The organism is Thiohalospira halophila DSM 15071 (assembly GCF_900112605.1).
Taxonomy (GTDB): domain Bacteria; phylum Pseudomonadota; class Gammaproteobacteria; order Thiohalospirales; family Thiohalospiraceae; genus Thiohalospira; species Thiohalospira halophila.
On record NZ_FOMJ01000012.1, the window covers coordinates 19,693 to 32,894 of the forward strand.

A 13,202-nucleotide genomic window follows, 5' to 3' on the forward strand; every position below is an offset into this window, starting at 1 on the left:
CCATGGCGGCAAGCGGCGAACCCATTCCGGCGGGGAAGGCCACGCTCATCGGGGCGGCGCGCTATCGCCGTTTCTCCTACGGCGACAACCACCCCCTGGGGATCCCGCGGGTCTCCCTGACCATCGACCTCATCCAGGCCTACGGCGCCCTGGACGAGGAGCGGGAGTACCTCATCGGTCGCAAGGCCTCGGACCGGGAGCTCACCGGCTTCCACACCCGGGATTACATCCTCGCCCTGCAGCGCTGCGAGGCCCTGGGCAAGGTGCCCCACCGCTTCCGCGAGCAGCACAACCTGGGCAACTTCGAGAACCCCTGGTTCCCCGGCTTCTTCTCCACCCCCGCGGTGGCCACCGGCTCCAGTATCCAGGGGGCGGAGGAGGTCCTGGCCGGGCGCATGGCCTTCAACCCCGCCGGCGGCATGCACCACGCCCGCCCCGACCAGGCGCGCGGCTTCTGCTACCTCAATGACCCGGTCATGGGGATCCAGCGGCTGCGCCGGGCGGGGAAGCGGGTGCTCTATATCGACATCGACGCCCATCACGGCGACGGCGTGGAGATGGCCTTTGCCGACGACCCCGAGGTGGTCACCTGCTCCCTGCACATGGATACCGGCTACGCCTATCCCTTCGCCGGCGGCCAGGCGACGGATACCGGCGTCCACGGCAACGCCGTGAACCTGCCGCTGCCGCGGGAGCTCAACGACACCGAATACCGCCACGCCTTCCACACCCTCTGGCCGCGGGTGGTGGAGGCCGCCGCGCCGGACGCGGTGGTCCTCCAGGCGGGGACCGACATCCTGCGTCCCGATCCGCTGGGCAAGTTCACCGTCTCCACCCAGACCTTCCTGGAGGCGGTGACCGCCATCCGCGATGCCAGCCCGCGCCACCCGGACGGCACGCCGAAGCTGCTGGCCCTGGGTGGCGGCGGCTACCACCCGCTGGTGCTGGCGCGCTGCTGGGCGGGGGTCTGGGCCATCCTCAGCGGCCGCGAGCTGCCCGAGGCGCTGCCGGAATCCGGGCGCGAGCTGCTGGCCGAGGTGGACTGGGACATGGACGAGGACGAGGAGTGGTATCCGGGGCTCTTCGAGAGCCGCCTGGACCCGGACCTCTCCGGCCCCCTACGGCCCGAGGTCGAGGCCGCCGTGGAGGGCCTGCTGCGCGATCATCCGCTGCTGCGCGGGGCGTAGCGGCCGCGGAACTGCCCGACAAGAACGAGGAGGAGCGAACATGACCGAGACCGCGCCCATTCCGGGACACGCCACCCCCCAGGGCACCCGCGACTACGCCGAGGCCCGGGCCGACGACGTGGCCGAGGGCCACTTCAGCGACCTGCTGAAGACGAAGATCCAGCTCTCCTCCCTGGGCGTGGGGACCTTCCCCGGTGCCGCCGATGCGGCCACCGACGCCGCCGTGGCGACCCTCGTCGCCCAGGCGCTCGGTGGTGGCATCAACGTCGTCGACACCGGCGCCCACTACCGCTACGGCCGCGCCCTGGCGGCGGTGGGCGCCGGGATCCGGCAGGCCAACCTGGCCGGGATCCCGCGCGAGGCCATGTTCCTGGTGAGCAAGGGCGGTTTCTTGACCTTCCGGGGTGGCCCGCCGGAGGACCGCGACGCCTGGATCCAGGAGGAGATCGTCGGCCCCGGTCGCGGCCGGGCGGAGGACATTGCCGAACAGACCCCCCACTGCCTGAGCCCGGAGTACATCGAGTACCAGCTCGACCTCTCCCGCAACCTCATGGGGGTGGAGACCCTGGACGCCTTCATGGTGGACCAGCCCGAGGTCCACATCCCCGAGATCGGCAAGGAGCAGGTCAACCAGAAGCTTGAGAAGGTCTTCGAGGTCCTGGAGTGGGCGGTGGCCGAGGGGCGGCTGCGCTACTACGGGATCTCCACCTTCGAGGGCTTCCGGGTGGAGACCGACCACCAGCTCTTCCAGTCCCTGACCTCGCTGCAGGGGCTGGCGGAGAAGGCGTATCAGGCGGTGACCGGCGCCGATGATACCCGCCACCACTTCCTCATCGCCCAGATGCCCTTCAACCAGGTCATGCTGGAGGGCTTCACCCGCTTCAACCAGGCCACCGGCCAGGGCAACGTCGCCTCGACCCTGCAGGCCGCCCACCAGCTCGGCGTCTACATGATGAGCAGCCACACCATGCTCAAGGGCCACCTGGGGCAGCAGTCGGTGGACGTGGTCACCCAGGCCCTGGCGGAGCTGCCCAACCCGGCCCAGCGCGCGCTCCAGTTCAACCGCTCCACCCCCGGCCTGGGCACCAGCCTGGTGGGCATGAGCAACCCGGAACACCTGGCCGACATGCTCGCCGTCGCCGCCCGCCCCCCCATGGAGCGCTCCGGCTTCCTGGGCCTCTTCCAGAAGGCCGAGTAGGCGCTACAGGTTCTCCGAGGCGAAGTCGGCCAGGCGGGAGCGTTCGCCGCGCTCTAGGGTGACGTGGCCGGCGTGCTCCCAGTCCTTGAAGCGGTCCACCACGTAGGTGAGCCCCGAGGTGGTCTCGGTGAGGTAGGGGGTGTCGATCTGGGCGACGTTGCCCAGGCAGACCATCTTGGTCCCCGGCCCGGCGCGGGTGATGAGGGTCTTCATCTGCTTCGAGGTGAGGTTTTGCGCCTCGTCGATGATGACGAACTTGTTCAGGAAGGTCCGCCCGCGCATGAAGTTCAGGGAGTGGACCCGGATGCGGTTCATGAGGACGTCGTTGGTCGCCTGGCGTCCCCAGCTGCCGCCGTCGTTGCCCTCGGAGAGGACCTCCAGATTGTCCCGCAGCGCCCCCATCCAGGGGCCCATCTTCTCCTCCTCGGTCCCGGGGAGGAAGCCGATGTCCTCGCCCACCGGGATGGTCACCCGGGTCATGATGACCTCGGAGTAGCGGCTCTCGTCCAGGGTCTGGGTGAGGGCGGCGGCCAGCGTCAGCAGGGTCTTGCCGGTCCCCGCCTGGCCCACCAGGGAGACGAAGTCGATCTCCGGGTCCATGAGCAGGTTCAGGGCGTGGTTCTGGCCGCGATTGCGCGCCCGGATCCCCCAGACCGGCGTATGGCCGTGGTCCTGGACCAGCTCGAACTCCACCGTCTCGCCCTCGACCCGGCGGACGACCCCCTCCGGGCCCTCCTCGCCGGGGGACCAGATGAACTGGTTGGGGTGGAGCTCCCGGGCCACGGGGTGGGTGACGCGGTAGAGGGTGCGCCCCTCCTCCTGCCAGGAGGCCAGCTCGCGGCCGGACTGCTGCGACCAGAAGTCGGCGGGCAGCTCCTTCTGACCGCTGTAGAGCAGGTCCACATCCTCCAGGACCTGGTCGTTGAAGTAGTCCTCGGCGCGCAGGCCGAGCACCGCCGCCTTGATGCGGAGGTTGATGTCCTTGGAGACGACGGTGATATCGGCGTCGGGGAGATCCTCGCACAGCGCCAGGGTCACGCCGAGGATGTCGTTGTCCGGCTTGTTGCCGGGCAGCTTCTCCGGTAGCGGATTGGCGCGGACCTCGGTCTGAAAGTAGAGGTGGCCGTGGCCGCCGCCGGTGGCGTCGGGCTCGCCGTTGGCCCCGCGCGGGCGGATGGCGTCCAGGCTGATCCCCTCGGCCATGTCGCCGTCGGCGGCGCCCATGAGTTCGTCCAGGAAGCGGCTGGCCTGGCGGGCGTTGCGCGAGACCTCGGAGTGGCCGCGCTTGTGGTTGTCCAGCTCCTCCAGCACCACCATGGGCAGGAAGATATCGTGCTCATCGAAGCGGAAGAGGCTGGTCGGGTCGTGCATCAGGACATTGGTGTCCAGCACGAACAGCCGCCGGCCCTCGGACTCGTGTCGGGTCAAGATCGCACCTTCACTGGCCGGCCCCGGAGGGGCGTGATGGATAGGAGGTCCTAGAGCGCCTTCAGCGCCTCGAGCACCGCGTCGGCGTGGCCGTCCACCTTCACCTTGCGCCACTCCTGGCGGATGGTGCCCTCGGGATCGATGAGGAAGGTGGAGCGCTCGATACCCATGACCTTCTTGCCGAACATGGTCTTCTGCTTGAGCACGCCGAAGGCGTTGCAAAGCTCCTCGTTACCGTCGGAGAGCAGGTCGAAGGGTATATCGTGCTTGGCGCGGAAGTTCTCGTGGGAGCGTACGCCGTCCCGGGAGCAGCCCAGGATCACGGCGCCGGCATTGCGGAACTCGTCGTGCAGCCGGGTAAAGTCCTTGGACTCGCTGGTACAGCCCGGGGTGCTGTCCTTGGGGTAGAAGTAGAGCACCACCGTCTGCCCGCGGAAATCGGCCAGGGAGAGCTCCTGGTCGCCGGTGGCGGGCAGGCGGATGTCGGGGGCGGTATCGCCGACGGTGAGGGGGTCGCTCATCTTGCTGGGTCTCCTAGATCTTCACCGGTTCGATGACGGCATCGAGGTTGAGGGAGTCGCACATGTCGAAGAACTCTTCGCGCAGGCCGGCGATGCGGATGTCCGAGGGGATGTTGATGGTCATCCGGGCGACGAACATCGGCGTACCGGTGTGGGCGGCGGCGTAGCGCTCGGTGGTCAGGTCGTAGATATTGATCCCGCGCCGGGAGAAGAAGGTCGCCAGGTCGTAGACGATGCCCGGCTGGTCGATGGAGATGACCTCCACGGTGTAGGAGACCATCTGGCCTTCCTTTTCCCGCAGATTGGTCCGCTTGGTATTGACGAGAAGCTCCAGCTTCTCGGCGATGCCGGGCGCGGCATCCTCCAGCTTGGCAATGGAGTTCCAGGGGCCAGAGACCAGCAGCAGTACGGCGAACTCCCCGCCGAGGACGGTCATGCGGCTGTCGTTGATGTTGCAGCCGGTATCCATGACCGCCCGGGCGAGGTCGTCGACGATCCCGGGATGGTCCGCGCCTACGGCGGAGATGACCAGGTAGTTTTCCATCGCTTGCGCTCACGCCGTTGCCTGAAGGGAGATTCGAGTGTAGCGCCTTTCAGGCGCGGCGGAAAACGGCCCCGGCGGACCCATCCGGGGCCCTTCCTTGTCACCCGAAGGGCGGCTCGCTACCATGCCGGGATTCGGCGCCAAGCGGGAGAGATCGGATGTTCCACGGCAGCATGGTCGCGCTGGTCACGCCCATGGCGGACGACGGGTCGGTGGACTACGCCGCCCTGGAGCGGCTGGTCGCGTTCCACCTGGACAACGGCACCGATGCCATTGTCGCCGTGGGCACCACCGGCGAGTCGGCCACCCTGGACTTCGACGAGCACTGCCAGGTGGTCCGCCGAGTGGTGGAGCTGGTGCGCGGCCGGATCCCCGTGATCGCCGGCACCGGCGCCAACTCCACCCAGGAGGCCATCGAGCTCACCCGCTGCGGCATGGAGGCCGGCGCCGACGCCTGCCTGCTGGTGACCCCCTACTACAACAAGCCGCCGCAGGAAGGGCTCTACCAGCACTTCCGCGCCATCGCCGAAGCGGTTCCGGTCCCCCAGATCCTGTACAACGTCCCCGGCCGCACCGGCGTGGACATGACCACCGACACGGTGGAGCGGCTGGCCCCCTTCGGCAATATCATCGGCCTCAAGGACGCCCATGGCAGCCAGGAGCGGGTGCAGGAGCTGGTGGAACGGGTCGGCGACCGGCTGGAACTCTATTCCGGCGAGGACGGTGCCGCCTGCGAGGCGATGATCGCCGGCTACCACGGCGACATCTCGGTGACCGCCAACGTCGCCCCGGCGCTGATGCACGAGATGTGCGAGGCGGCCCGCAACGGCGAGGCCGAGCGTGCCCGGGATCTGGATGGCCGGCTGCGGCCGCTGCACCAGGCACTCTTCTGCCAGACCAGTCCCATCCCGGTGAAGTGGGCCCTCTACGAGATGGGCCTCATGGGTGAGGCCATTCGCCTGCCCCTGGTGCCCCTGGCCCACGAGTACCACGACACGGTCCGCGCGGCCCTGCGCGAAACCGGCGTTCTCTGAACATGTTCCGGATCCTTCCCCTGCTGATGCTGGTCGTGGCGACCCTGGTCACCGCCTGCGGCGGCGACCGCCGCCTGACCGAACACACGAAGGCCGAGCCCGCGCCGCCGCTGGATCTCCCTGCCGGTCTGGAGCGTCCCGAGGCGGAGTCGGAGTATGAGCTGCTCCAGGTCGCCCGGGCCGAGAAGCTGGATGCCGAGGCCGTGCGCCAGCTCCAGCTCCCGCCCGAGCCCCGGGGCGAGCCCGCCGACGACACCGCCGACCGTGCTGATGGCCCCCGCCTCACCGCCGAGGAGCCGCCGCGCCTGCGCATCGACGATGATCGCGCCGCTGTCTGGTCGCGGCTCACCGCTGCCCTGGCCGCTGGCGGCTTCACCGTGATCCAGCGGGATCGGGTGGAGCGGGTCATCCGCATTCGCGAGGTCGAGGGCGGAGCCGAGGACGGCGAGGGCGAGCGCCGGCTGGTTCTGGAGGGCAGCGAGCCGGTCTTCCTGCGGGTGACCGACGCCGACGGCAACCCTCTGACCACCGACGAGACCCGCCGCATCCTCGGCATCCTGGGGGATCGCCTCTGAGATGCGTGTCGCCTCCCTGGGTAGCGGCAGCAGCGGCAACGCCACCCTGGTGGAGGCGGGGCGGACCCGGGTCCTGGTGGACTGCGGCTTCTCCGTGCGCGAGGTGGAGCGCCGCCTGGGCCGGCTGGGGCTGGAGGCCAGCGACCTCGATGCCATTCTGGTCACCCACGAGCACGGCGATCACATTCGCGGCGTGGGCCCCCTGGCCCGGCGCCACAACCTCACCGTCCGCATGACCCCCGGCACCGCCCGCGACCACGGCCAGGGAGAGCTGCCGCACCTGGAGACCTTCTCCTGCCACGCGCCGCTGACCATCGGCGACCTGCGCGTGGAGCCCTATCCCGTCCCCCACGACGCCCGCGAGCCGGCGCAGTTCGTCTTCACCGACGGCGACCACCGCCTGGGGCTGCTCACCGACGCCGGCCACGGGACCCCGCACATCCGCTCCATGCTGGGCGGGGTCCACGCCCTGCTGCTGGAGTGCAATCACGACCCGGAGATGCTGCGCCAGGGGAGCTATCCGCCCCCGCTCAAGGCGCGGGTGGGGGGCGAGCAGGGCCACCTCGCCAACGAGCAGGCGGCGGCGATCCTCGCCGACCTCGACCGTTCCCGGCTGAATACCGTGGCGGCCATGCACCTCTCCGACAGGAACAACCGTCCGGAACTCGCCCGGGCGGCCCTGGGGCGGGTGACCGGCGACGAGGAGGCCATCCACATCGCCGATCAGGAGAGCGGGCTGGACTGGCTCACCGTGGCCTGACGCCCGCATACTCATACCATCAGCGGAGACCCCGAGCGGGGAAGACCATGGAAAAGCGCGAAGAACTCTATGCCGGCAAGGCCAAGACGGTCTACGCCACCGAGGACCCCGACCGCCTGGTGCTGCAGTTCCGGGACGATGCCAGCGCCTTCGACGGCACCAAGCGCGAGGCGCTGGCGCGCAAGGGAGAGGTGAACAATCGCTTCAATGCCCACCTCATGCGCCACCTGGCTGCCGCCGGTGTTCCCAACCACTTCGAGAGCCTCAACGGCGCCGACGAGTCCGTGGTCAAGCGCCTGGAGATGCTCCCCGTGGAGTGCGTGGTGCGCAACCGGGCCGCCGGCAGCCTCTGCCGCCGGCTGGGCATCGCCCCCGGCCGCGAGCTGGACCCGCCGATCTTCGAGTTCTTCCTCAAGGACGACGAGCTGGGCGACCCCATGATCAACGAGTCCCACATCGTCACCTTCGGCTGGGCCGAGGCCGACGAGATCGAGCCCATGAAGGCGATCTCGCGCCAGGTGAACGACGTGCTCACCGGGCTGTTCGCCGACGCCAGCATCACCCTGGTGGACTACAAGCTGGAGTTCGGCCGCTTCCACGGCGAGCTGCTGCTGGGGGACGAGTTCTCCCCCGACGGCTGCCGCCTGTGGGATGCCAGGAGCGGCGAGAGTCTGGACAAGGACCGCTTCAGGCAGGATCTTGGGGGCGTCATCGAGGCCTACGAGGAGGTGGCCCGGCGCCTGGCCATCCCCCTCGGCGAGGAGGCGCGCTAGCGCGGGAGCCCTAAAGTTCCATCATCAGCCGCCGATTCCCAATATAACGAAAAGACCGTCGTCGCGGCTGGAAGAAAAATACCACAAGGGGGAGAAGGTATGCGCGATCTGCTATCGAGGATGCGGGTTCGCCACAAGCTCTGGGGAGGGTTCGGCATCGTCCTGCTGATCCTCTTCGCCGTGGGCTCGGTGAGCCTGGTGAACTTCTGGCGCACCGAGAGCCAGGTTACCCAGGTGGTGGACCGGGCCCAGCCGGTGGTCATCGCCTCCCTGGGCCTCAAGGACCATCTGGACAAGGCCAACAGCGCCCTGGGGTTCTACCTCCTCTCCGGTGAGCAGCGCTTCCGCGACGACTTCGACAAGGCGGTGGAGACCGTCCAGCGGGACCTCGCGGAGCTCAAGGGCATGGATGCGGTTAACGGGGACGAGGAGCTCTCCCAGCGCATCGCGACCATCGAGTCGGCCTTCCAGGAGTACCTGAGCTATCGCGAGCAGCTGCTGGCCCTGCCCGACGACAACGCGGCCAACTTCCCCGGCGTTGCCTACGCCGCGCAGAACATCAACCCCCTCTCCCAGCAGATGCTCCAGAACCTCTCCGAGGCCATCCAGTCGGAGGAGAGCCAGCCCGTGACCGAGCGTCGGCGCCGGTTCCTCATGGAGCTGGAGACGCTGCGCTACCAGTGGGCCAACGTCATGAACGGCGTGCGCGCCTTCCTCGCCTTCCGCGGCGACAGCGCCCGCCAGGAGATCCAGCTCTACATGGACGGGACCGGGAGCAAGCTCGAGGACCTGGAGGCCTACTCCGACCTCTACACCTTCGAGCAGGAGATCGCCCTGGACGAGTTCCGCCGCCTGCGCGAGGAATTCGCCAATAACCTCCAGGAGATGCTGGCCATCCAGGGCGGGGATGCCTGGCGGACGGACGTCCGGATCCTGCGCGAGGAGCTCAGCCCGATCCTCGAGCGCATCGACGAGCAGACCCAGGCACTGGTGGACAACCAGCAGCGGCGGATCGAGTCTATCAGCGGCGAGCTGCGCTCCGAGGTGGCGGCCGTGGGCGGCTTCGTCCTCATCATGGTCCTCATCGGGCTCATCGCCGGTGTCGGGGTGGCCTGGTTCTCCGGCCGCGCCATTAGCCGGCCGCTGCAGAAGACCGCCAAGGCCATGAACGACGTCGCCCAGGGCGAGGGGGACCTCTCCGCCCGGCTGGAGGTCCACTCCCGGGACGAGGTGGGCGAGCTGGCCCAGGCGTTCAACGCCTTCACGGGCCGGATCCAGGAGCTGGTGCAGCGCGTGGCCGGCGCCGTGGACCGCCTGGCCGCCACCGCGCAGCAGACCTCCGAGGTGGCCCAGCGCACCGACCAGGGCGTGCAGCAGCAGAAGAGCCAGACCGACCAGGTGGCTACCGCCATGAACGAGATGGCCACCACCGTCCAGGAGGTCTCGCGCAACGCCACCCAGGCCGCCGAGGCGGCCACCGAGGCCGATGGCGAGGCCGGTAACGGCCGCCAGGTGGTGGGCGACTCCATGGAGGCCATCCGCAAGCTGGCCGACGAGGTGAACAGTTCCGCCGAGGTCATGCAGCGGCTGGAGCAGGACAGCGAATCCATCGGGAGCGTGCTGGACGTCATCCGCGACATCGCCGAGCAGACCAACCTCCTGGCGCTCAATGCCGCCATCGAGGCGGCGCGGGCCGGGGAGGCCGGTCGCGGCTTCGCCGTGGTGGCCGACGAGGTGCGCACCCTGGCCACCCGGACCCACGACTCCACCCAGGAGATCCGGGAGACGGTGGAGAAGCTGCAGAACGCCGCGCGGGAGGCCGCCGGCTCCATGCAGGAGACCCGCGAGGGGGCCAACAACACCGTGGCCAAGGCCGGCGAGGCCGAGGCCAGCCTGGGCCGGATCACCCAGTCGGTTTCGAAGATCAACGGCATGAACGACCAGATCGCCTCCTCCGCCGAGGAGCAGACCGCCGTGGCCGAGGACATCAACCGCAACGTCACCGAGATCGCCAGCATCGCCGACCGCTCCTCCGAGGATGCCAGCCAGCTCACCGCCTCCGCCGAGGAGCTGGGCCGACTGGTGGATGAACTCAAGGAACTGGTGGGCCACTTCCGCACCGGCGGTCGCGGCTGAACCCCCCGTCGTTCCGGATGGCGCGCCAGCGCCAGTCCGGAACCTCGAGAACAGGTCCGCGGAGATGGTTCGGGCTCCGGTGGCCCGGTTTTCGAGGTTCCCGCCTTCGCGGGAACGACGGTGTTTCCAGTCCCTGCGTTCCGGGGCGCCCTTGCCGTCGCGGACCGTTCTCGCTAGCCTGCAGCCTTCTTCGCGCCCACGGGGATCGCAACCATGGCCAGCCACGGCGACTACACCGCCGATTCCATCGAGGTGCTCAAGGGCCTCGACCCGGTGCGCAAGCGCCCGGGTATGTATACCCAGACCGAGCGCCCCGACCACCTCGCCCAGGAGGTCATCGACAACTCCGTGGACGAGGCGGTGGCCGGCCATGCCGATCGCATCCGCGTGGAGGTCCTGAACGACGGCGGCATGGCCGTCACCGACAACGGCCGCGGCATGCCGGTGGATCTCCACCCGGAGGAGGGTGTCCCGGCGGTGGAGGTCATCCTCACCCGGCTCCACGCCGGCGGGAAGTTCTCCCACAAGTCCTACACCTTCTCCGGCGGCCTCCACGGCGTCGGCGTCTCCGTGGTCAACGCCCTCTCCACCCGGCTGGAGGTGGAGGTCGTGCGCGGCAGCAAGCGCTGGTTCCAGGCCTTCGCCGGCGGCGCACCGGAGGGCCCCCTGGAGGATCGCGGCAAGGCCCCGGCCAAGCAGCACGGCACCACCCTGCGCTTCTGGCCCGACCCGCAGTACTTCGACCACCCCCGCTTCGGCCCCGCCCGCCTCAAGCACCTGCTGCGGGCCAAGGCGGTCCTCTGCCCCGGCCTCACCGTGGAGCTGGTGGACCACACCACCGGCGAGGAGATCACCTGGTTCTACGAGCAGGGGCTGGTGGACTACCTCGCCACCACCCTGGGCGAGGCGGAGTACACCCCGGCGCCGCCCTTCCACGACGGCCTGGCCGGCGAGCACGAGACCGTGGACTGGGCGGTGACCTGGGTCCCCGAGGGCGGCGAGCCGGTGGGGGAGAGCTACGTGAATCTCATCCCCACGCCCCAGGGCGGCACCCACGTCAACGGCCTGCGTGCCGGCCTCACCGAGGCCCTGCGCGAGTTCTGCGAGTTCCGCAACCTGCTGCCGCGCGGGGTGAAGCTCACCCCCGATGACGTCTGGGAGCGCTGCGCCTACATCCTCTCGGTGAAGATGCGCGAGCCCCAGTTCTCCGGCCAGACCAAGGAGCGCCTCTCCGCCCGGGAGACCGCCGCCTTCGTCTCCGGCGTGGTCAAGGACGCCTTCTCGCTCTGGCTCAACCAGCACCCGGAGAGCGGCGAGGCTATCGCCGGCCTGGCCATCAGCCGGGCCCAGGCGCGCCTCAAGGCGAGCAAGAAGGTCGCCCGCAAGAAGGTCACCCAGGGGCCGGCGCTGCCGGGCAAGCTGGCCGACTGCACCGGCCAGGACCCGGCCCGGGGGGAGCTCTTCCTGGTGGAGGGAGACTCCGCCGGCGGCTCCGCCAAGCAGGCGCGGGACCGCGAGTTCCAGGCCATCATGCCCCTGCGCGGCAAGATCCTGAATACCTGGGAGGTGGACCCGGCCCAGGTGCTGGGCTCCCAGGAGGTCCACGACATCGCCGTGGCCCTGGGCGTCGACCCCGGTTCCGGCGACCTCACCGGCCTGCGCTACGACAAGGTCTGCGTCCTCGCCGATGCCGACTCCGACGGCGCCCACATCGCCACGCTGCTCTGTGCCCTGTTCGTGCGCCACTTCCGGCCGCTGGTGGAGGCGGGCCACGTCTACATGGCCATGCCGCCGCTCTACCGCGTGGACGTGGGCAAGGAGGTCTTCTACGCCCTGGACGAGGACGAGAAGGAGGGCCTGCTGGACCGCATCGGCGCCGAGAAGCGCAAGGGGAAGGTGGCCGTGACCCGCTTCAAGGGCCTGGGCGAGATGAACCCCCAGCAGCTGCGGGAGACCACCCTGGCGCCGGAGACCCGCCGCCTGGTCCAGCTCACCGTGGAGCCCGGCGACGAGACCGAATCCATCATGGACATGCTCCTGGGCAAGAAGCGCGCCGCCGACCGCCGCGAATGGCTGGAAGGCAAGGGCGACCGCGCCGAGGTCCTGGAATGACCCCGACCCCCTGCGCCGGAGGGCCCATGGACCGTCGTGAACACTGGCAGAACGTCTACACCCAGCGCTCGCCCCTGGAGGTGAGCTGGTACCAGCGCGAGCCAACCACCTCCCTGAACCTCATCGAGGCCGCCGGGGCGACGGCCGAGGCCGGCATCATCGACGTGGGCGGCGGCGCCTCCACCCTGGTGGACCACCTCCTGGGCCGCGGCTATACCGACCTCACCGTGCTGGACCTGGCCGGCAGCGCCCTGGCCACCGCGGCGGAGCGGCTGGGCGAGCACGGCGAGGTGGTGGACTGGCTGGAGGCCGACGTCACCGCCTGGCAGCCGGCGCGCACCTTCGACCTCTGGCACGACCGGGCCGTCTTCCACTTCCTGGTGGACCCCACCGACCGTGCCCGCTACCGCGCCGCCGCCGAGGCGGCCCTGCCCACCGGGGCGCACCTCATCATCGCCACCTTCGCCCCCGAGGGGCCGGAGAAGTGCAGCGGCCTGCCGGTGGCCCGCTACGATGCCCCCTCCCTGGCCACCGAGCTGGGCGAGGGCTTCCACCGGCTGGAATCGCGCCACGAGATCCACCAGACGCCGGGCGGGGCCGAGCAGGCCTTCGGCTTCCACCTCTTCCAGCGGGTCTGAGGTGGAGTGCCGACCCGGCTGCGGCGCCTGCTGCGTCGCCATCTCCATCGCCGCCCCCATCCCCGGCCTGCCCGACGGCAAGCCGGCGGGGACCCCGTGCCCCCACCTCACCGACGACCGCCTCTGCGCGCTGTTCGGTGACCCCCGCCGCCCGGCCATCTGCGGCGAATTCAGCGCCACCCCGGAACTCTGCGGCGAGTACCGCGGCGAGGCCCTGGTCCGCATCGCCGACCTCGAGGCGGCCACCCGGCCCGACTGAACCCACCGGTATGGGCAAACGCCCACCAGTGGGTAGA

General features: G+C 69.7%; 13 protein-coding genes. 10 read left to right on the forward strand and 3 right to left on the reverse strand.

Annotated elements, in window-relative coordinates:
• Positions 1-2: 2 nt before the first annotated feature.
• Both BM272_RS12745 and BM272_RS12750 read left to right on the forward strand, forming a co-directional pair.
• Positions 3-1,187, forward strand: coding sequence for an acetoin utilization protein AcuC (locus BM272_RS12745; protein WP_093429184.1), 1,185 nt, complete (start codon positions 3-5; stop codon positions 1,185-1,187).
• 40 nt (positions 1,188-1,227) lie between these two features.
• Positions 1,228-2,385 carry an aldo/keto reductase gene (locus tag BM272_RS12750; protein ID WP_093429185.1) on the forward strand — a complete coding sequence of 386 codons (1,158 nt, stop codon included), beginning with the start codon at positions 1,228-1,230 and terminating at the stop codon, positions 2,383-2,385.
• A 3-nt stretch (positions 2,386-2,388) separates the two neighbouring features.
• On the opposite strand, the gene BM272_RS12755 is transcribed toward BM272_RS12750, so the two are convergent.
• The 3 genes from BM272_RS12755 to BM272_RS12765 are packed head-to-tail and all read right to left on the reverse strand — an operon-like array spanning position 2,389 to position 4,878.
• Positions 2,389-3,813 (reverse strand): PhoH family protein, encoded by a 1,425-nt coding sequence (locus BM272_RS12755; protein ID WP_093429186.1) that lies wholly within the window; start codon positions 3,811-3,813, stop codon positions 2,389-2,391.
• 50 nt (positions 3,814-3,863) lie between these two features.
• Entirely contained in the window at positions 3,864-4,334 is a 471-nt protein-coding gene (locus BM272_RS12760) for a peroxiredoxin (RefSeq protein ID WP_093429187.1), read from the reverse strand.
• A gap of 13 nt (positions 4,335-4,347) precedes the next feature.
• On the reverse strand, positions 4,348-4,878 hold the full coding sequence (locus BM272_RS12765) for a glycine cleavage system transcriptional repressor (RefSeq protein ID WP_093429188.1): 531 nt from the start codon (positions 4,876-4,878) through the stop codon (positions 4,348-4,350).
• A 158-nt stretch (positions 4,879-5,036) separates the two neighbouring features.
• On the opposite strand from BM272_RS12765, the gene dapA reads away from it, so the two are divergent.
• The 8 genes from dapA (at position 5,037) to BM272_RS12805 (ending at position 13,165) form a co-directional block, all read left to right on the forward strand.
• The gene (gene dapA, locus BM272_RS12770) at positions 5,037-5,912 is read left to right on the forward strand and encodes a 4-hydroxy-tetrahydrodipicolinate synthase (protein ID WP_093429189.1); all 876 of its coding nucleotides are present in this window, start codon (positions 5,037-5,039) and stop codon (positions 5,910-5,912) included.
• Positions 5,913-5,914: 2 nt separating this feature from the next.
• Entirely contained in the window at positions 5,915-6,487 is a 573-nt protein-coding gene (locus tag BM272_RS12775) for a hypothetical protein (protein WP_093429190.1), read from the forward strand.
• A 1-nt stretch (position 6,488) separates the two neighbouring features.
• Positions 6,489-7,247, forward strand: coding sequence for an MBL fold metallo-hydrolase (locus tag BM272_RS12780; RefSeq protein ID WP_093429191.1), 759 nt, complete (start codon positions 6,489-6,491; stop codon positions 7,245-7,247).
• 47 nt (positions 7,248-7,294) lie between these two features.
• Complete coding sequence (gene purC / locus BM272_RS12785; protein WP_093429192.1) at positions 7,295-8,020, forward strand: phosphoribosylaminoimidazolesuccinocarboxamide synthase; 726 nt, start codon at positions 7,295-7,297, stop codon at positions 8,018-8,020.
• 99 nt (positions 8,021-8,119) lie between these two features.
• A complete protein-coding gene (locus tag BM272_RS12790) occupies positions 8,120-10,156 on the forward strand; it encodes a HAMP domain-containing methyl-accepting chemotaxis protein (protein ID WP_093429193.1) in 2,037 nt (678 codons plus the stop codon).
• 213 nt (positions 10,157-10,369) lie between these two features.
• On the forward strand, positions 10,370-12,268 hold the full coding sequence (gene parE / locus BM272_RS12795) for a DNA topoisomerase IV subunit B (RefSeq protein ID WP_093429194.1): 1,899 nt from the start codon (positions 10,370-10,372) through the stop codon (positions 12,266-12,268).
• A 26-nt stretch (positions 12,269-12,294) separates the two neighbouring features.
• Positions 12,295-12,906: a class I SAM-dependent methyltransferase gene (locus BM272_RS12800; RefSeq protein WP_093429195.1), complete on the forward strand. Its 612-nt coding sequence runs from the start codon at positions 12,295-12,297 to the stop codon at positions 12,904-12,906.
• A 1-nt stretch (position 12,907) separates the two neighbouring features.
• A complete protein-coding gene (locus BM272_RS12805; RefSeq protein ID WP_093429196.1) occupies positions 12,908-13,165 on the forward strand; it encodes a YkgJ family cysteine cluster protein in 258 nt (85 codons plus the stop codon).
• Positions 13,166-13,202 lie beyond the last annotated feature (37 nt).

What these genes read in the sequence shown, in the direction of transcription:
- BM272_RS12765 (WP_093429188.1), bottom strand. Translation starts at nt 4,878, where the DNA reads ATGGAAAACTACCTGGTCATCTCCGCCGTAGGCGCGGACCATCCCGGG.
- parE (WP_093429194.1), top strand. Translation starts at nt 10,370, where the DNA reads ATGGCCAGCCACGGCGACTACACCGCCGATTCCATCGAGGTGCTCAAG.
- BM272_RS12775 (WP_093429190.1), top strand. Translation starts at nt 5,915, where the DNA reads ATGTTCCGGATCCTTCCCCTGCTGATGCTGGTCGTGGCGACCCTGGTC.
- BM272_RS12780 (WP_093429191.1), top strand. Translation starts at nt 6,489, where the DNA reads ATGCGTGTCGCCTCCCTGGGTAGCGGCAGCAGCGGCAACGCCACCCTG.
- dapA (WP_093429189.1), top strand. Translation starts at nt 5,037, where the DNA reads ATGTTCCACGGCAGCATGGTCGCGCTGGTCACGCCCATGGCGGACGAC.
- BM272_RS12760 (WP_093429187.1), bottom strand. Translation starts at nt 4,334, where the DNA reads ATGAGCGACCCCCTCACCGTCGGCGATACCGCCCCCGACATCCGCCTG.
- purC (WP_093429192.1), top strand. Translation starts at nt 7,295, where the DNA reads ATGGAAAAGCGCGAAGAACTCTATGCCGGCAAGGCCAAGACGGTCTAC.
- BM272_RS12745 (WP_093429184.1), top strand. Translation starts at nt 3, where the DNA reads ATGGCGGCAAGCGGCGAACCCATTCCGGCGGGGAAGGCCACGCTCATC.
- BM272_RS12800 (WP_093429195.1), top strand. Translation starts at nt 12,295, where the DNA reads ATGGACCGTCGTGAACACTGGCAGAACGTCTACACCCAGCGCTCGCCC.
- BM272_RS12790 (WP_093429193.1), top strand. Translation starts at nt 8,120, where the DNA reads ATGCGCGATCTGCTATCGAGGATGCGGGTTCGCCACAAGCTCTGGGGA.
- BM272_RS12750 (WP_093429185.1), top strand. Translation starts at nt 1,228, where the DNA reads ATGACCGAGACCGCGCCCATTCCGGGACACGCCACCCCCCAGGGCACC.